The sequence below is a fragment of the Ruegeria sp. S263 genome (genome assembly GCF_056780525.1).
In genome coordinates, this window is the sequence record NZ_CM165558.1 from 2,745,974 (window position 1) to 2,760,677 (window position 14,704).

The following is a 14,704-nucleotide window of genomic DNA, read 5'->3' on the forward strand; positions in this document are numbered from 1 at the left end:
TCCAGATCAACGAAGCAGGAGGGTTCGGGCGATGACACAATACGCAGCTATTATGCTGGCAGCCGGGATTGGTGTGCCTATCCTTGCGGCCCTGAACGCGGCGTTGGGAAAGCTGATCGGCTCACCCACCACCGCCGCAGTGATCCTGTTTGCCATCGCCTTTCTGTCATCCGCTTTGGTGATGCTGTTGTTTCCCGGTGTCAGCGCATTGTCCAAAGTCACTGACGCCCCCAAACACCTTTTGCTGGGCGGTGTCCTGATCGCCTTTTACGTCCTGTCGATCACCCATGTCGCGCCACATTTCGGCGTTGGCAACGCGGTGTTTTTCGTGCTTGTGGGGCAGTTAATCAGCGCGGCCGCCATCGACCACTTTGGGCTGTTTGGCGCGCAGGTCACACCTTTGACCTGGATTCGCGCGGGCGGCATCGCAGTTATGGCGGCCGGGGTCGCAATTACTCAACTGGCTTAAGCACACCACCATCCAGCCGCAGCTTGCGGTCCATCCGCGCCGCAAGATCCATATTGTGCGTCGCGATCAGGGCTGAAAGCCCCTCGTCCCGCACCAACGCCATCAGCGCGTCGAACACCTGATCCGATGTCTCAGGGTCCAGATTGCCTGTGGGTTCATCGGCCAGCAAAACGCGGGGTTTGTTGGCCAAAGCACGGCAAAACGCCACCCGCTGCTGCTCGCCCCCCGACAGGGCTGCGGGGCGGTGATCCGCGCGGGCGGCAACACCTACGCGGTCCAAAAGGGTCATCGCTCTGTTCTGAGCAACTTTTTCCGAAACGCCGTTGGCCAGTTGCGGCAGGATAATATTCTCAAGCGCCGTGAACTCGGGCAACAGATGATGAAACTGATAGACGAACCCGACATCCTGCCGCCTGAGCGCGGTACGGGTGCGGTCGCCTTTTCCGGTGACACTTTGCCCGGCTATTTCCACCGTCCCCGCATCGGGCGTGTCCAGCAAACCGGCGATATGCAAGAGGGTCGATTTACCGGCACCCGACGGCGCGACAAGCGCAACCGCCTCACCCGCGCGCAGGTCCAGATCAACACCACGCAGAACCTGCACCTCGCCCGGCGTTCCTTTCAGGTAGGTCTTGGTCAGACCGTCCAACCGCAACGTGATATCACTCATAGCGCAGCGCCTCTACCGGGTTCAGCCGCGCCGCGCGACGGGCCGGGAAATAGGTGACAAAAAAGGACAGACCCAGAGACAATCCAACCGCCTTCAACACGTCGACCAAGTGCAACTCGGCGGGCAAAGCGTAAATCCCGCGTATGGATGGATCCCAGACCCCGCCGCCCATAACAAAGTTCACAAAACTGAAAATCGGATCAATATAGATCGCAAACAAACACCCCAACGCCACACCCATCCCGGTGCCGATGATCCCCGTAAAGGCCCCGCAGATAAAAAACACCCTAAGCACCGACCCTTCACTCAGGCCGATTGTTCGCAGAATTCCGATGTCCCGACCCTTGTTTTTGACCAGCATGATCAACCCGGACACAATGTTCATCGCGGCAATCAGCACAAGGATCGACAGGATGATGAACATGACGTTGTCCTCGACTTCAAGCGCGCGCAGAAACCCGCCTGATGCGTCCTGCCATGTCCAGATGCGGCTGTTTTCTCCAGCGGCCTGCAAGATCAGATATATGGTCGGGTCCAGCTCTTCGGGCTGATCCACCATGACTTCGATCTCGTCAGCGACACCTTCGCGGTTAAAAAAGCCCTGCGCCTGCTCGAACGGCATGTATACACGTGTGCGATCGATGTCATAGCGCCCGGCCGAAAACACATATACCACGCGATAGGCATTAACCCGCGGCGACGTACCAAACGCGGTCTTCACGCCGTTGGGCGACGTCAGTTTGACCGTGTCCCCAACGGTCGCGCCGATGCTGCGGGCCACCCCCGATCCGATGGCGATCACATCCTCGCCGTTCTGAAATTGCGAAAGATCGCCGGCGGCCTGCTCACTTTCGGCCACCCCCGGCAGATCAAGCAGGTCATCGGGCTGAATACCAAACACTTCGACCCCGCTGCTGCGGTCGCGGTTGGTGATCAACACCTGCCCTTTGACCAAAGGCGCGGCTCGGTTCACTCCGGGGACCTCTGCAATACGCCCAGCCATGTCTGTATAATCCGCGATGGTGCGGTCCAAGCGGCCTTGCGCATCCATCTCTCCGGCCGAGTAAACCGTGACATGCGCATTGGCCCCCAGAATGGTCCCCACGAATTCTGATCGGAAACCAGACCGCACCGCCAATGTCGCGATCAGAGCGAAGACCGCCAGTGTGATCCCGATCAGCGAGATCCACGTCATGACACTTACGCCACCTTCCGCACGGCGCGCGCGCAGGTACCGCCAGGCGATCTTCCATTCAAAGGGGGCAAAGGGCGGGGGCGTCGTGGCCATGTCTGCTCCGGTTCTTATTACTTGGCGCGACCCTTTCGGCATTTCACCCGATGGTCAAGTTCGTTATGCGCCACCTGGGCCCGGATGGGCAACAGAGCCTTCTGACCCGGCGCGAATCACCCGTGAAGCCAGAACACTCTCTCCGCCAAAAGGAGAGAGTCACGCTACTTCCTACACCTTTGGTTGTGACGCCCTTCACAGACAAACACCAATTGTTTCAGCTATGAAGCTAATGTGGCAGTTGCGTGAACGACTGAACTCGAAATGCAACATTCATCAAGCAACTTTGTTTCGCCTTTTGCTTATTTTCAGAAACTTTGTCACCCTAGGTTTAAGGGGGATACCATTTTCAGAGCGGGAGACGCTCATGTTAGTAAAGAGTAGTACGGAATTGATGGACCCGATATTGGTCCGAAATGCATCTTCAGAGTTGGATTGCGAAACCGCTGCGCTATTGCGCGCAACCATCCGCCCGATATTCGATACTGCGGCAAGCTGGGCAAATTTGTCCGATATCCTAAGAGATAAAGGTTACCGCCTCGCCTTTCGCGAAGGGCGGATGTGCATCACAGATCGCACGACGAACGAACGTGTTTGCGGGATTCGTTTTCTAGGGTTCGAGTTCAAAGAACTGGTCAAACGTCTGGGACGTCCGATCGTCGTTGCACGTGGCAACAACAGCGCCGATGGCGAAATTCTTTCTGAACGGCCGGACGCACAGCGCGGCTAGTAGCTGCGCCAGAATTGAGCTTTGCGTCTTAGTGTCTTTGACAGGCTGTATAGCGCAGCGCGTGCGATCGCAGGCTTCGACAGGGATTTCATCAAAATAGCACCGGACACCCGAACCGGCAGATGGCCTTGTCTGTACCACCCCAGTCGATCTTCATCCGTATATCGGGACATATCGCAGAACTGGCTATAGTTCTTGAACCAACTCGCGGCCATTTCAGCACCCGCGGCATCGGTGTCCGCAGACACCCCACCAATCCGAAACAGAGACACCGGCATCTGTAACCGATGACCGGAATGGCCGGACAAAATCATCCGCAAAACCATGTCGTAATCCGCAGCAATCTGAAACTGCAGGTCATGTCCACCCATTTCCAAGAACAGAGATCTTTTCAGGACCATCGCATTGTGACCGAATGGCAGACGTTGAAGAATGGACTTTGGCGTCAGTCGGCGCGCGTGGCGCCGGTTGCCTTCATCGTCAAAGAAAACCGTTTCCCCATAAACAAAATCAGGCTTCCCGGGCACGATGGCTTTCTGGACATTCGCTAGGCTGTCTGCATCCGCGATCAAGTCATCAGAATTCAGAAACAGCACATATTCCCCGGCACAACGCGCAACCGCTTGGTTCATCGCATCATAAAGGCTTTTGTCCGCCTCACAGAAATACCGCACCGGGATCAGATCGCCTGATTTTTCGATCTTTTGAATCGCGCCCTCAAGCAGCTCTTGCGTGCCATCGGTGGACTGACCGTCCCAGACCACATGCTCAACGTTGCGGAACGTCTGCGCCTGCACACTGTCAAGCGCGGCAAGGACTTGGTCACCCCGCCCCGCTTCGATCAGGTTTCTGGTTACAGTAACGACCGAGATCAGCGGCCCGGGGTGCTGTTCAAGCGATTTGCTCATAGATTTCGGCAACTTTCGTAACGGCGGCCTCTGGGCTAAGCTCTTCGCTTTCCCCGGTGCGGCGGCAGGTCAGTTCAACCACACCGTTTTTCAGACCGCGCGGACCAACGGTGATGCGCCACGGCAGACCGATCAGGTCCATAGTCGCGAACTTGCCCCCTGCCCGTTCGTTGCGGTCATCATAAAGCGGCTCAAGCCCCAGAGCGGTCAGCGCAGCGTAGAGTTTGTCACAAGCGGCGTCGGCTTCTTCGTCACCTTGCTTGAGATTCACGATCCCGCAATGGAACGGCGTCACGCCCTCGGGCCAGATGATGCCCTTGTCGTCATGGCTGGCCTCGATGATCGCGCCAATCAGGCGACTGACGCCGATGCCGTGGCTGCCCATGTGAACAGGGGTCGGTTTACCATCGGGGCCTTGAACGGTTGCGCCCATGGCTTCCGAATACTTGGTGCCAAAGTAGAAGATCTGCCCCACTTCGATCCCGCGCGCCACGCGGCGGCGGTCCTCGGGCACGTGATTAAACAGCGCCTCGTCGTGGGTTTCATCGGTGCGCGCGTATTTCGAGGTGAACTCCTCCAAAATCGCCTGACATTGATCACGGTCGTCATAGTCAATCTGACGATCACCAAAACTCAGGTCGGTTACGGCGCTGTCATAGAAGACCTCGGATTCACCGGTGTCGGCCAGCACAAGGAATTCGTGGGTATCATCGCCGCCGATAGGGCCAGAATCCGCGCGCATCGGGATGGCTTGCAGGCCCATACGTTCATATGTGCGCAGATAGCTGACCAGATGGCGGTTATAAGCGTGCAGCGCGTCTTCTTTGGTCAGGTCGAAATTGTAGCCGTCCTTCATGTAGAACTCGCGCCCCCGCATCACGCCGAAACGCGGACGGATTTCGTCGCGGAATTTCCACTGGATCTGATAGAGCGTCAGCGGCAGGTCTTTGTAGCTGTTGACGTGCCCACGAAAGATATCGGTCACCAGTTCCTCGGCGGTGGGTGTGAACAGCATATCCCGGTCGTGCCGGTCCTTCATCCGCAGCATTTCCTGACCGTAGTCATCATAGCGCCCGGATTCGCGCCACAGGTCTGCCGATTGGATGATCGGCATCTGGATCGCGATGTGGCCCGCGCGCGCCTGCTCTTCGTGGATGATGTTTTCCAGCTTGCGCAGCACTTTGAAGCCCAACGGCAACCAGGAATAAATCCCAGCGGATGCCTGCTTGATCATCCCCGCGCGCAGCATCAGCCGGTGGCTGACGATCTGAGCCTCGGAGGGGTTTTCCTTGAGAACGGGCAGAAAGTAACGGCTGAGGCGCATTGGGTGACCTTCAAAGGTGAGAATTTCGCTGCAAGGTGATTATGCCAAAGCCTCGCCGGGGGCAATCACGCATTGGTGTTTTTGCGACCTCGGGTCAGTCGCATTTTTTATTGACCCGCCAGTCAGGAAACTCAAATGTGACGGGAATGTAAAAGCAAGAGGCCGCGATGCAGACAATCTCGGAACCCGCCCGCCAAATTCCTGTTGTCCACCAGACGGATGTTCTGGTTGTGGGTTCCGGCCCTGCCGGGCTTGCCGCTGCGCTGGCCGCCGCGCGTGCCGGAGCCGAGGTGTCTTTGGTCGATCGGTTCGGCTGCATGGGCGGCAATATCACCGCCGTGGGGGTTGAGGGGTTCGCGTGGTATCGCCATAAACAAACAGTCGAGGCAGGCGGTATCGGTATGGAGTTCGAGACCCGAGCCAAGGACATGGGCGCGGCAGTGCCGGAAAGCCAGTCACTTAGCTATGAGCTGGACAGCGAAGGCTTCAAGCTGGTGGCTGACAAACTGGTCGAAGAGGCGGGCGTGCACCCCATGCTGCACCGTCAGTTCGTCGCCCCCATCATGGACGGCGACCGGATCACCGGCATCATCACCGAATCCAAAGCCGGGCGCGAGGCGATTCTGGCCCGCGTGGTAATTGACGCCACCGGCGACGCCGATGTCGCCCACCGCGCCGGTGCCCCCACCCACAAAACGGCGCGCGAGGATATGATGGCCGCCTCGGTCATGTTCCATCTGGCCGGTGTCGACAAACGCGCCTTTATGGAAGGCGTGAAGGCCGATCCGCAGACCTACAAGGACTGGGGCGGCGGCGGTGAGTGGAACATCGAGACCTCGGGCAAAGAAGACGACATGTTCTCGCCCTTCGTTCACAAACCGTTCCAGCAAGCGATTGATGCGGGGATGATCCCACCGCATCTGAACACCATCGCGGGCACGTGGGGCGCGATGCACGATACGGGTGAGCTGACCTATATGAACCTCATCCATCTGGCCGAGATTGACGGCACCGATCCCGACAGCCTGACTAAGGGTGAGATCGCGGGCCGCCGCCAATCCATGCTGGCCATCGAGGCGCTGCGTCGCTTTATGCCGGGCTGTGAAAACGCACGGCTGCGGAATTTCGGTATGACCATCGGCATCCGCGACACCCGCAAGATCGACGCGTTTTATAACATGACCGAGGATGACGCCCGCCATCAGGGTCGGTTCGAAGATACCATCGGCATCTACCCCGAATTCATCGACGGGTACGGCATCCTGATCCTGCCAACGACGGGGCGGTATATGCAGATACCGTACCGGTCCATGCTGCCCAAGGGGATCAAGGGCCTGCTGGTCGCGGGGCGTTCGCACGGATCAGACAAGGTGGCACATGCGGCTACACGCAACATGGCGTGCTGCGCCGTTATGGGGCAAGGCGCGGGAATTGCCGCCGCGCTATCACTGAAAAGCAATCAGGACGTTCACGACATGAACCTGACCCCCGTTCACAAGGAACTGGACCGCCAGGGCGTCAGGATACACTGATGGATCACATCCCGACGATAGACATCGCACCGCTGTTTGAACCGGACCACCCGCTCTATGGGCAAACAGTGGATCGAGTCATCGACGCCTGCACCGGCATCGGTTTTCTGTCCATCACCGGCACTGGAATTGAGCCCGAGACCGTAAAGACAGTACGTGCCTGTGTCCGGGAAATCTTTGCTGTCGAAGAAACCTCGAAATGGGATCAGGCGATCACGCGCGAGAATTACAGGGGATATATCCCCATGGGGTTTTTCACCCCAAATGACGGGACGGGCAAAGCAGACAAATACGAAGGCTATAAGCTGCACTATGACGTTGCCCCTGACGCAACTGTCCGGACGGATTGCAGTCTGTATGGCCCCAACATCTGGCCTAGGGAAGTGCCAGAAGCCCGTGGGATCATTCTGGACTATTGGGCCCAACTGGATGATGTCACTGACGTATTGCTGGCCGCGCTAGAAGCGGGGTTTGGATTGGAAGACAAGGTGTTACGCAAGGCATTTCACACTCCGATGACCAATATGACCCTACTGCACTATCCGCCCCAGGCCGCTGACGAAGGCGGTTACGGCATTCATCCGCACAAGGATACTGACGCCTTGACGATCATCGCGCCAGATCCGGTCGGCGGGTTGGAGGTGCAGACCCGCGACGGAGGATGGATCACCCCGGACTGCCCACCGGATGGGTTTATCGTGAATATCGGCGACATGCTGGAGCTGTGGTCAGGCGGCAGGCTTAAGTCGACGCCTCACCGGGTCGTTAATCGCTCGGGAAAAGAGCGATACTCGTTCCCCTATTTCGCAGTACCACGCCATGATGTGGTTGTTTCGCCATTATTGGACCCCCTCGACGGCTTTGATCGTCCCTCGGTCCATTGCGGCCATTGGTCTGCTGAAATTTGGCGCACCAACTGGCCCGACGAATTAGCCCACGATCAGACGCCCGAACTGGGCACGCTAGGCGATTAACCGCGCCAATAGTCCAAAGAAATGAAACGCTTGCATCGCAGGCGTTCATAAGCCAATAACTTGTCCAAGAACCGATAAAAAGGGGATGAGCATGGCTTTGCCCGTGAAGGATCAACTCAGATACTGGGGCATTGCTGCGGCGATTTTTGTGCTTCTGTTATGGGCACTTGGCGACGTTTTGCTGCCTTTTGTAATCGGTGGTGCAATTGCTTATTTTCTGGATCCCGTCGCCGACCGGCTTGAGGGGTGGGGCCTGTCGCGGATCGCGGCAACCGGACTGATAACGGTCGTTGGCGTATTGGGTTTTGTCCTGATGGTGCTGATGGTCGTGCCAGCGCTCGTCACGCAGTTGATCGAATTGATCGAGGTCCTGCCCAGCCTGATCAAGCAGCTTCGCGGTTTCATCGAACAACAGTTCCCCTCGCTTCTGGACCGCGAATCCAGCTCGCACCAATTTCTTGTGTCGTTGGGGGAAACGCTGAAATCCAAGTCCGGCGACGTGCTGCAGTCTGTCGCCGCATCGTTCAGCTCGGCCATCAATGTGGTTGTTCTGCTGGTGATCGTGCCGGTTGTTGCTGTTTACTTGCTGCTGGACTGGGATCGCATGGTCGCCCGTATCGGAGAACTGCTGCCACGCGATCATGCCCCCACCATCAAACGGCTTGCCGGGGAAATTGACGACGTCCTTGCCTCGTTCGTGCGCGGCATGGGCACGGTCTGCCTGATCCTTGGTACATATTATGCCGTTGCGCTGATGGCCGTGGGATTGCAATTCGGCCTTGTCGTAGGATTCATCGCCGGGCTGGTGACCTTTATTCCCTATCTCGGTGCGCTCATCGGCGGCATGCTGGCCATTGGATTGGCCCTGTTTCAGTTCTGGGGGGATTGGGTGCAAATTGGCCTGGTCGCCGGGATATTTGCGTTGGGTCAGGTGACCGAGGGCAACTTTCTGACCCCGAAATTGGTCGGCAATTCAGTCGGGCTGCACCCGGTGTGGTTGCTGCTGGCCTTGTCAGTCTTCGGGGCCTTGTTCGGATTTGTCGGCATGCTGATTGCCGTCCCGGTCGCGGCGGCGTTGGGCGTACTGGCACGGTTTGCCACGTCGATCTATCTGGAAAGCCGGCTATACACCGGTTTAGAAAGCGCCGAACAGGCTGACCAGAAAGACGAATAAATGGCCCAACAACTGAGCTTTGATCTTCCGGCCAAGACCGCGCTGGGGCGAGAGGATTTTTTCGTTTCCCCGGCAAACGCGCTGGCCGTTGCCATGATTTCGGCAACGTCATGGCCGGGAAATAAGCTGGTCCTCAGCGGTCCCGCCGGGGCAGGCAAGACGCATCTGGCCCATGTCTGGGCTGCCGAAACGGGCGGGCGCATTGTACAGGCGAAGGACATCACGCACGACGACGTGCCCACCCTTGCCCAATCAGCGATAGCCGTCGAAGATGTGCCCATGATCGCTGGTGATATCGAGCAGCAGAAAACGCTGTTTCACCTGCACAATCTGGTTCTGGCCGAAGGAAATGCCCTGCTGATGACAGGGCGTATGGCTCCGAAGTTCTGGGAATTGCCCCTGCCCGATCTGCAAAGCCGAATTGAAGGCGCACATCATGTCGCCCTAGACCCGCCGGATGACGCGCTGTTGGGGGCGGTTCTGGCCAAGCTATTTGTCGACAGGCAACTGAACCCCGGCCCCGAGGTCATTGCCTATCTGGTCAAGCACATGGACAGACGCTTCGAGACAGCCGCCAGTGTCGTGGCGCAACTGGACCAATTGGCGTTGTCGGAAAAACGTGAAATTACGCGGGCTTTGGCCGTGCGTGTCCTAAGTTCAGAGCGCGATGAATTCCAATCTGGTAATTGACCCGCACACGGCGATTTCGCATTCTAAGCCCGGAGTATCTGGAAGAGACATGGATCAGACCGTCGAAACCGACATCCCCGACTGGGGGCCTTTCGGAAAACCTCTGTTCGATGACCCCGAGGCCCGCGCCCTGTCGCGTGTGGGTGTTGTTGATGTCGGCTCAAACTCGGTCAGGATGGTGATCTTTGACGGGGCCGCGCGATCTCCGGCGTATTTCTACAATGAAAAAGTCATGTGCGAACTTGGCGCTGGCCTTTCTGAAACCGGTCGCCTGAACCCGCGTGGGCGCGTGCGTGCGCTGTCTGCCTTGCAGAGGTTCAACCAACTGGCCGATGATCTGGGCCTTCCGGGGTTACATGTCGTAGCCACTGCCGCCGTGCGCGAGGCCGAGGACGGACCCGAGTTTTGCGCAGAGGTTTACGACCAAACTGGCCTGACGGTATCGGTAATCGACGGCGAAGAAGAGGCGCGCCTGTCTGCGCAGGGTGTCCTGTTGGGGTGGCCAGGTGCCTATGGTTTGATCTGTGACATTGGCGGATCTTCCATGGAGCTGGCCGAAATCGGCGGAGGAGAGGTCGGACGACGTGTCACCTCGGCCCTTGGCCCGCTTAAACTGAGGGATATCAAGGGCGGTCGACGCGCGCGCAAGGCCCACATCAAAGAGACAATGGAAGACCTGCGCGCCCAGATGGGCCCGCAACGTGACCGTCTGTTTCTGGTCGGGGGCAGTTGGCGGGCGTTCGCACGTCTGGACATGCTGCGCCGGGGGTATCCGCTGAACGTCTTGCACGAATACCGCATGACGACGTCGCAAGTTCGCGAAACCATTAAGTTCATCGAAAAGGGCGACCCTGAGAAACTGCGCAGCCTGGCCGGGGTTTCGGGATCTCGGATGTCTCTGATCCCCTATGCGATGGACGTGCTTGCGCGGCTGGTTCGGACGTTCAAACCCAAAGACATCGCCATTTCCAGCTATGGTATCCGCGAGGGCCTGCTTTACGAACAAATGCCGCAAGTCTTGCGAGACCGCGACCCGCTCATTGAAGCCAGCCGGTTTTCCGAGGCCAAGGACGCGCGTCTTCCGGGGTTTGGCAAACACCTCTTTGACTTTGTGATGCCGCTTTTCAAATCGGCCCCCCCTGCACAAGTCAGGCTGATCAAGGCTGCGTGCCTTCTGCATGACGTAAGCTGGCGCGCCCATCCCGACTATCGGGCGGAAGTCTGTTTTGACAATGTTACACGTGCCAATCTAGGCGGGCTGAAACATTCCGAACGCGTTTTCATCGGCCTTGCGCTGCAGCATAGGTACCGCAACAAGCGCGAAGGCAACAGGTTCGCGCCCCTCTATGAATTGCTGAACGAGAAGGACCAGAAACAGGCCGAAATTTTGGGCAAGGCCATGCGGTTTGGCGCAATGCTCTGGATGCAAAGCAACGCAAAGATGGGAACATTGCGGTTCTATCCCAAAAAGCGGCAGCTAGATCTTTACCTGCCGAAATCGGCCTGTCTGCTGTTCAACGAAGTTGCCGAAGCCCGGCTGAATTCGCTAGCGTCGGCGCTGAAATCTGACACGCGCGTCATCACAAAAGGCTAAAACTCAGATATCGGTCGCGCCTTCGGGCAGGTCCTCGGATTGATCGGGGGCAATTTCTGGTTCCGGAGTATCTTCGGACACGGGCGGCTTTTTCCGGATGATGATATCACCATTAGGCAGAATTTCCGGAGCTTCATATGCGCTCCAATCCTGAATCTCGCTCGCCAGCTCTGCCAACGCCGGCCCCATTTCTTCAAAGAACGACTGCATGGCCGGACCGAACTGATCCGCCAATCCCAGCAAATCCTCCAGCGCCGGTTCCATTTCCTGACGCAGCCCTTCAAAGAACAGTTCTGCGCCCTGCTCCATCAAAGACGGCCCGGTTTCATCCTCTGCGTACGCAGGCGTCGCCAGAGCCAGTGTGACTGCACAAATCGAAACAAGGTTTTTCATACTAAAAGATATATGCGTTTGAGGCAGTTGATTAAAGATCAAAGGTCTATATCCAAAGTGACCGGGAAATGATCCGACGCTGTCAAAAGCGCGTCGTGCAGGTCTGTTTGGGCTTTACAGATCGGATCATGAAATGGGTGCCAGATACGCCACTCGGGACGGTGCGCGCGCAATCTGTCGCTGATCATGATGTAGTCCAGCAGCGCCTCAAGATGCCCACCAGTATTGGGTCTTGGAAAACGCGCGGTCGAGGGCGCGACACCCGGCTCTGGCCCATATGCCGTGGCTGCATTCGGGTCGAACATCCCCGCCCCAAGCAGAATCTCGACCGAAGACCGCCCAAACAGGTTCTCAAACTCATCAAGCCCCGGCCCGTCGTTCAGGTCACCCAAAAGAATGACGTCTTCGTCATCGGCGATATGGGTCTTGATCCGCCGCGCTAACCAAACCGCCTGCGCAAGTTGCTTGCGGCGATTGGCGATTGAAATTCGGACCGCTTCATCCCGACTGCCGGCCCCGTGCGGGGCCTTGGATTTCAAATGGGCTCCGATCAATCGAAACAAAGCACCGGCCCGAGTTTTGACGGCCAACTCCATAGGAGGCTTTGAAAATTGAACCTGATCCTCGGTCGCGTCGATATCGAGATCAATTTCAAACACCGAATCGAAACGGGGTGCATCCGATCGCGTGCCATCATCACCGATCGGATCGTGGCGTACCGAAAGACAGGCCGGATCATACAGCAAGGCCAGCTCCTGATGCGTGTCGTTCGGAAACCCCATGACCGCATGACTTGTTCGAAGGTTAAAAACCTCGGCAAACCGCTGCAAGGCACGGACTGTATTCTGAGTTTTGCCGGTATTCGGCGCTTCGACAATCAAAATGGCGTCGGCGTCTACTGCGGTCAGGACCTTGGCAATCGCTTCGACCTGCTGGGCGGTCGTGACATCATGTCTGCCTGACCATGTATCATCGCAGATCAACCGGTCTTTACGATCGAAAAGATTGGCAAACCACTCGATATTGTAGGTCGCCAACCGCATGGGTATCAGGCTCGGGCGCCGTTGATCTGATCCCAGGCGCGATTGATGTCGATCATCTTCTTTTCGGCCAGGCGAATGGCTTCTTCGGGGACCCCGCGGGAAATCATTGCATCGGGGTGAGTTTCGCGCACCAATTGCCGCCAGACCTTGCGGATATCGGGCAAAGGCATGTCGCGCGGGACGCCCAGCACCGTATAGGGATCCTTGGGCGCATCCGGTACAAACCTTTCCCGCAGCGCAAGGAACTGGGCTTCGGTCTGCCCGAATATACGGCTAACCTCTTCCAGAAACTCATTTTCGTTCGGGTGATAGAACCCGTCAGCCATCGCGATATGGAACAGTCCTTCCATCAAATCGCAGAGCGTGGTGCTGTCATCGGCAAACATTCCGGCGATCTTGCGGGCGTATTCCTGATACCCAGCGACGTCGGTTCGGGCCATGTCGAAAACGCGGGCGGCATCGGCTTCATCCTCGCGCGCGATTTGGAACACATCACGAAAGGCTGTGACCTCGTCCCGCGTCACCTGCCCATCGGCCTTGGCCATTTTTGCACCAAGCGCAATAACAGCAATAGTAAACGCGACCGACCGTTCAGGCGGTGTGCGAAGAATTTCAAAAACAGCAGTCAGGCTTTCGCCCTGTGCAAGCGCGCTTAGCGCGTCGGATATGCGGGTCCAGATCGACATGAGGGCACCCTAGCGCCCCAATTCGCCGGTGTCAGGTGCAACCAATGGGTCTGCGGCAAGAATTTTCTGCATCAGCACAAGATCCAGCCTTTTGCCCCACTTGGACCCAACTTCCGGCATGCACCCAACTTTTTCGAATCCGACGGCCGCGTGAAACGAAATTGCCGCCGGGTTTGCCGACGATATTCCCGCAACCAGAACGTGGACGCCCTCGTCCTTGGCCACGGCCTCTAGCGCGGCCATTAACGCGCGACCAGTGCCATGCCCACGCGCCATGGGCAACAGTTGGATGGAGTGTTCCCGGCATTGGGCGTATCCGGGACCTGAGCGAAACAGGCCGTAAGTGGCAAAACCCACAACCTGCCCTTCCAACTCGGACACTAGAAAAGCGGGTCCACGGGCTTGGATGTCGCTTGCTATGCTGCCCACATCCCGCTCGGCTGTGGTAAAGGTCACAAGCGTATCCCGAATGATCTGATTGGTGATCTCAGCAATGGCATCAGCGTCCGCGACTTTTGCCTGACGGATGATCATTCCAGCACGCGTAGACCATGGGGCGTTTCAAATTCCGCACGCATCGCGGCAGGGCCGGAATCAAATACCACGCGGTCCAAAGCACCCAGCAGTTTTGCCAGTTCCAGTGCTTCGGGATGGAACACAATCAACTGCCGCAGACGGCATCCCCTATCTTGCAGCATCTGCGCCGGGTGCAGGTCACCGTGCCATTGGATTAGCGCGGGAAACAGATTGTCAAACGGTAGCCGCCCGCTTGGGGGAACAGCCATACGCCAGCGCAGCGCGCCTCTGGTCAGGTCAATGGGGTGCCCAACGCCGTCAGGGAACACATCCAGCGATGCTTCAATGTTCGGGACACGACAAATCCAGTTTGTCAGTCGCGGGCTTCCCTGAAACCGGTCAAGGTCAAACCAGCGCGTCCGTTCGGGGCGAGGTGCAGACGGGTCAATCGCGATCGCCTCAAGGTACAGACCATCCGCCAGACCCAGAAGCCGATTATAGGTTCCGAATTTCTCATGCTTTCCGCCGTCCTGTAGGGAAACACCCAGTGCCTGCTCGACATGAGCAGTGGCTTCTTCAAGCGTTTCTCCCGCAACAGCCAGATGATCGAGCAACATGCGCGCCCTCCTGCAAAAAACGACCAGACCCAAGCGGATCTGGTCGCATGTTTCCGTCAAAGACGCGGGATCACAAGAGGTTTCGGCGGGAAACCC

Annotated in this window: 16 protein-coding genes; 7 read left to right on the top strand and 9 right to left on the bottom strand. The window is 57.7% G+C overall.

Annotation, left to right across the window (positions count from 1 at the left end; translation table 11 throughout):
• Positions 1-31: 31 nt before the first annotated feature.
• Positions 32-469: a DMT family transporter gene (locus ACT2B1_RS13675; protein ID WP_171120553.1), complete on the top strand. Its 438-nt coding sequence runs from the start codon at positions 32-34 to the stop codon at positions 467-469.
• Here ACT2B1_RS13675 and ACT2B1_RS13680 read toward each other — a convergent pair.
• Positions 453-1,139 (bottom strand): ABC transporter ATP-binding protein, encoded by a 687-nt coding sequence (locus tag ACT2B1_RS13680; protein WP_171120551.1) that lies wholly within the window; start codon positions 1,137-1,139, stop codon positions 453-455. The two genes, ACT2B1_RS13675 and ACT2B1_RS13680, sit on opposite strands and share 17 nt — an antisense overlap.
• Positions 1,132-2,427, bottom strand: a complete 1,296-nt coding sequence (locus ACT2B1_RS13685) for a lipoprotein-releasing ABC transporter permease subunit (protein ID WP_171120549.1) — start codon at positions 2,425-2,427, stop codon at positions 1,132-1,134. The genes ACT2B1_RS13680 and ACT2B1_RS13685 overlap by 8 nt, the downstream gene beginning before the upstream one ends.
• Between ACT2B1_RS13685 and ACT2B1_RS13690 the strand changes: the two genes are divergently transcribed.
• The gene (locus ACT2B1_RS13690; protein ID WP_481667947.1) at positions 2,426-3,157 is read left to right on the top strand and encodes a hypothetical protein; all 732 of its coding nucleotides are present in this window, start codon (positions 2,426-2,428) and stop codon (positions 3,155-3,157) included. The two genes, ACT2B1_RS13685 and ACT2B1_RS13690, sit on opposite strands and share 2 nt — an antisense overlap.
• On the opposite strand, the gene ACT2B1_RS13695 is transcribed toward ACT2B1_RS13690, so the two are convergent.
• Together ACT2B1_RS13695 and proS are read right to left on the bottom strand one after the other, a co-directional pair.
• Entirely contained in the window at positions 3,154-4,065 is a 912-nt protein-coding gene (locus ACT2B1_RS13695) for a glycosyltransferase family 2 protein (protein ID WP_171239686.1), read from the bottom strand. The genes ACT2B1_RS13690 and ACT2B1_RS13695 overlap by 4 nt on opposite strands.
• Positions 4,049-5,389: a proline--tRNA ligase gene (proS, locus tag ACT2B1_RS13700; protein ID WP_481667948.1), complete on the bottom strand. Its 1,341-nt coding sequence runs from the start codon at positions 5,387-5,389 to the stop codon at positions 4,049-4,051. The genes ACT2B1_RS13695 and proS overlap by 17 nt, the downstream gene beginning before the upstream one ends.
• A 167-nt stretch (positions 5,390-5,556) precedes the next feature.
• Here proS and ACT2B1_RS13705 point away from each other — a divergent pair, with 167 nt between their 5' ends.
• The 5 genes from ACT2B1_RS13705 (at position 5,557) to ACT2B1_RS13725 (ending at position 11,353) form a co-directional block, all read left to right on the top strand.
• Positions 5,557-6,921, top strand: a complete 1,365-nt coding sequence (locus tag ACT2B1_RS13705; RefSeq protein WP_481667949.1) for an FAD-dependent oxidoreductase — start codon at positions 5,557-5,559, stop codon at positions 6,919-6,921.
• Positions 6,921-7,895: an isopenicillin N synthase family dioxygenase gene (locus tag ACT2B1_RS13710; protein WP_481667950.1), complete on the top strand. Its 975-nt coding sequence runs from the start codon at positions 6,921-6,923 to the stop codon at positions 7,893-7,895. The genes ACT2B1_RS13705 and ACT2B1_RS13710 overlap by 1 nt, the downstream gene beginning before the upstream one ends.
• Before the next feature lie 91 nt (positions 7,896-7,986).
• Entirely contained in the window at positions 7,987-9,069 is a 1,083-nt protein-coding gene (locus ACT2B1_RS13715) for an AI-2E family transporter (protein WP_481667951.1), read from the top strand.
• Positions 9,070-9,759 carry an HdaA/DnaA family protein gene (locus ACT2B1_RS13720; RefSeq protein ID WP_171120540.1) on the top strand — a complete coding sequence of 230 codons (690 nt, stop codon included), beginning with the start codon at positions 9,070-9,072 and terminating at the stop codon, positions 9,757-9,759.
• Between the two features lie 49 nt (positions 9,760-9,808).
• Positions 9,809-11,353 carry a Ppx/GppA family phosphatase gene (locus ACT2B1_RS13725; protein WP_171120539.1) on the top strand — a complete coding sequence of 515 codons (1,545 nt, stop codon included), beginning with the start codon at positions 9,809-9,811 and terminating at the stop codon, positions 11,351-11,353.
• A 3-nt stretch (positions 11,354-11,356) separates the two neighbouring features.
• On the opposite strand, the gene ACT2B1_RS13730 is transcribed toward ACT2B1_RS13725, so the two are convergent.
• From ACT2B1_RS13730 to ACT2B1_RS13750, 5 genes are read right to left on the bottom strand one after another with little or no spacing between them, the layout of a single operon-like run.
• A complete protein-coding gene (locus ACT2B1_RS13730; protein ID WP_171120536.1) occupies positions 11,357-11,746 on the bottom strand; it encodes a hypothetical protein in 390 nt (129 codons plus the stop codon).
• Between the two features lie 38 nt (positions 11,747-11,784).
• Complete coding sequence (locus ACT2B1_RS13735; RefSeq protein ID WP_481667952.1) at positions 11,785-12,789, bottom strand: endonuclease/exonuclease/phosphatase family protein; 1,005 nt, start codon at positions 12,787-12,789, stop codon at positions 11,785-11,787.
• Between the two features lie 5 nt (positions 12,790-12,794).
• A complete protein-coding gene (locus ACT2B1_RS13740) occupies positions 12,795-13,475 on the bottom strand; it encodes a molecular chaperone DjiA (protein WP_171120531.1) in 681 nt (226 codons plus the stop codon).
• Positions 13,476-13,484: 9 nt separating this feature from the next.
• Complete coding sequence (locus ACT2B1_RS13745; RefSeq protein ID WP_171122418.1) at positions 13,485-14,009, bottom strand: GNAT family N-acetyltransferase; 525 nt, start codon at positions 14,007-14,009, stop codon at positions 13,485-13,487.
• Positions 14,006-14,608 (bottom strand): VOC family protein, encoded by a 603-nt coding sequence (locus tag ACT2B1_RS13750; RefSeq protein WP_481667953.1) that lies wholly within the window; start codon positions 14,606-14,608, stop codon positions 14,006-14,008. Before ACT2B1_RS13750 ends, ACT2B1_RS13745 begins: the two co-directional genes overlap by 4 nt.
• Positions 14,609-14,704 lie beyond the last annotated feature (96 nt).

Excerpts from the sequence above, each read along its gene's own strand:
- ACT2B1_RS13675 (WP_171120553.1), top strand. The coding sequence starts at position 32 with ATGACACAATACGCAGCTATTATGCTGGCAGCCGGGATTGGTGTGCCT.
- ACT2B1_RS13680 (WP_171120551.1), bottom strand. The coding sequence starts at position 1,139 with ATGAGTGATATCACGTTGCGGTTGGACGGTCTGACCAAGACCTACCTG.
- ACT2B1_RS13690 (WP_481667947.1), top strand. The coding sequence starts at position 2,426 with ATGTCTGCTCCGGTTCTTATTACTTGGCGCGACCCTTTCGGCATTTCA.
- ACT2B1_RS13685 (WP_171120549.1), bottom strand. The coding sequence starts at position 2,427 with ATGGCCACGACGCCCCCGCCCTTTGCCCCCTTTGAATGGAAGATCGCC.
- ACT2B1_RS13695 (WP_171239686.1), bottom strand. The coding sequence starts at position 4,065 with ATGAGCAAATCGCTTGAACAGCACCCCGGGCCGCTGATCTCGGTCGTT.
- proS (WP_481667948.1), bottom strand. The coding sequence starts at position 5,389 with ATGCGCCTCAGCCGTTACTTTCTGCCCGTTCTCAAGGAAAACCCCTCC.
- ACT2B1_RS13705 (WP_481667949.1), top strand. The coding sequence starts at position 5,557 with ATGCAGACAATCTCGGAACCCGCCCGCCAAATTCCTGTTGTCCACCAG.
- ACT2B1_RS13710 (WP_481667950.1), top strand. The coding sequence starts at position 6,921 with ATGGATCACATCCCGACGATAGACATCGCACCGCTGTTTGAACCGGAC.
- ACT2B1_RS13715 (WP_481667951.1), top strand. The coding sequence starts at position 7,987 with ATGGCTTTGCCCGTGAAGGATCAACTCAGATACTGGGGCATTGCTGCG.
- ACT2B1_RS13720 (WP_171120540.1), top strand. The coding sequence starts at position 9,070 with ATGGCCCAACAACTGAGCTTTGATCTTCCGGCCAAGACCGCGCTGGGG.
- ACT2B1_RS13725 (WP_171120539.1), top strand. The coding sequence starts at position 9,809 with ATGGATCAGACCGTCGAAACCGACATCCCCGACTGGGGGCCTTTCGGA.
- ACT2B1_RS13730 (WP_171120536.1), bottom strand. The coding sequence starts at position 11,746 with ATGAAAAACCTTGTTTCGATTTGTGCAGTCACACTGGCTCTGGCGACG.
- ACT2B1_RS13735 (WP_481667952.1), bottom strand. The coding sequence starts at position 12,789 with ATGCGGTTGGCGACCTACAATATCGAGTGGTTTGCCAATCTTTTCGAT.
- ACT2B1_RS13740 (WP_171120531.1), bottom strand. The coding sequence starts at position 13,475 with ATGTCGATCTGGACCCGCATATCCGACGCGCTAAGCGCGCTTGCACAG.
- ACT2B1_RS13745 (WP_171122418.1), bottom strand. The coding sequence starts at position 14,009 with ATGATCATCCGTCAGGCAAAAGTCGCGGACGCTGATGCCATTGCTGAG.
- ACT2B1_RS13750 (WP_481667953.1), bottom strand. The coding sequence starts at position 14,608 with ATGTTGCTCGATCATCTGGCTGTTGCGGGAGAAACGCTTGAAGAAGCC.